Source organism: Azospirillum sp. (assembly GCF_050789165.1).
The window spans coordinates 1-1,646 of the sequence record NZ_JBOZRT010000035.1; the positions used below are offsets into that span (position 1 = coordinate 1).

Below are 1,646 nucleotides of genomic sequence, written 5' to 3' on the forward strand. Positions count from 1 at the left end.
CCGATCAGCATCTGCGGCAACACCATGTCGTTGATGTAGCGCGTCTTGCCGGTGGCCTTCTCGGGCGCGTCGGGCTTCCTGACGCGCTGGCCGATCAAGGTCGTCTTCGCGATGGTGGTGCCGATGGCGTCGCGTTTCATGGCGTGTCACTCCTTGGGGCGCATGCGGGCGTGTACATGGGACGTCCGTTCAGCCAGCGCCGCGGCACTTGTTCGCGACCACCGATTCCACCGCGTCCAGCACCTTGGTGTAGCCGGTGCAGCGGCACAGATTGCCCTCGAGGCCGCGTTGCGCCTGTTCCCGGGTCAGGGCCGGATTGCCCTCGATCAGGGCGTCGGCCTGCATGATCATCCCCGGCATGCAGAAGCCGCATTGCACGGCGCCGTGGTCGACGAAGGCCTGCTGCACCGGATGCAGGCCCTCGGGCGTGCGCAGTCCCTCGATGGTCACCACCTCGCGTTCGTCGCAATCGACGGCGTACATCAGGCAGCTGTTCACGGTCCTGCCGTCGACCTTGATCGTGCAGGCGCCGCACTCGCCTTCCCCGCAGGCATATTTGGTGCCGGTCAGGCCGAGCAGGTCCCGCAACATGGACAGGACTTTCATGGTGACCGGCACCTTCAGCCGGGTCTCGCGGCCATTGAGCCTGAAGCGGATTTCAGTTTCCACGGACATCTTCGAGTACCTCTTCGAGGAAGACACGGGCGAGATGGCCGCGGTACCAGGCACTGGCACGCACGTCATCGATGGGTTTGGCGTCGTCGGCGATGGTGGCGACGGCTGCGGCGACGGTCGCGGCGTCGAGCCGCTTGCCTTCAAGCGCCGCCTCGACATGGGGCGCGCGCAACGGCGTCGGCGCGACCGACCCCATCGCCACGCGCACCTCGCCGAGCCGGCCGTCGATCACGCGAGCGCCGAAGGCGACGGAGACAGTGGAGATCTCCAGCGCGGGACGCGGGCCGGACTTGCGGAACCTGGCGACGAAGTCGGGCGCAGGCCGGCCGAACACGATGGCCGTGAGCAACTCCTCGGGCCGTTTCACGGTCTTGCCCGGACCTGCGAAGAACCGGTCCAGCGGCACCCGGCGCGTCTGCACGGCACCGCCTTGCCAGCAGGCGAGTTCGACGGAGGCGCCCAGCACCAGCAAGGGCGGGATCATGTCGCCGGCCGGCGAGGCGTTGCAGATGTTGCCGCCGACGGATGCCGCGTTGCGAATCTGCTCGCTGGCGAAATGCCCGGCCGCCTCGACCAGCACGGGCGCGATCCGGGCCAGCGCGGGGTGGCGGCGGATGTCGCTGACGGTCGTCACGGCCCCGATGCGCACCTCGTCGCCTTCGGCCTCGATGCCGCCCAGGCCGTCGATGCGGCGGATGTTCACCAGCTTTGCCTTGTAGCGGCGCATCCCGGCCTCGGTCTGCGGCGCGAGATCCGTGCCACCGCACAACACCGTCGCGTTGCCATCGGCCATCGCCTGCAATGCCTCGTCGAGGCTGCGAGGCGCCAGGTAGGCGGTGATTTCGGGCAGGGGCCGCGCCCGGTCCTGGCCCGTGGCACGGGCTTGGCCGGGCGGTGCCAGAGCGGCTTCCATGGAATTCATCAGGTCGTCCTTCTATTCAGTTGGGGACAGAGCTGAAGGTCTGTCCCGC

Annotated in this window: 2 protein-coding genes; both read right to left on the reverse strand. The window is 68.3% G+C overall.

All coding sequences use genetic code 11. The features are described from left to right. Positions 1–189 precede the first annotated feature (189 nt). Positions 190–675: a (2Fe-2S)-binding protein gene (locus ACRWK7_RS07910; protein WP_431855663.1), complete on the reverse strand. Its 486-nt coding sequence runs from the start codon at positions 673–675 to the stop codon at positions 190–192. Next, complete coding sequence (locus ACRWK7_RS07915) at positions 659–1,597, reverse strand: FAD binding domain-containing protein (protein WP_431855664.1); 939 nt, start codon at positions 1,595–1,597, stop codon at positions 659–661. Before ACRWK7_RS07915 ends, ACRWK7_RS07910 begins: the two co-directional genes overlap by 17 nt. Positions 1,598–1,646 lie beyond the last annotated feature (49 nt).

What these genes read in the sequence shown, in the direction of transcription:
- ACRWK7_RS07910 (WP_431855663.1), bottom strand. Translation starts at nt 675, where the DNA reads ATGTCCGTGGAAACTGAAATCCGCTTCAGGCTCAATGGCCGCGAGACC.
- ACRWK7_RS07915 (WP_431855664.1), bottom strand. Translation starts at nt 1,597, where the DNA reads ATGAATTCCATGGAAGCCGCTCTGGCACCGCCCGGCCAAGCCCGTGCC.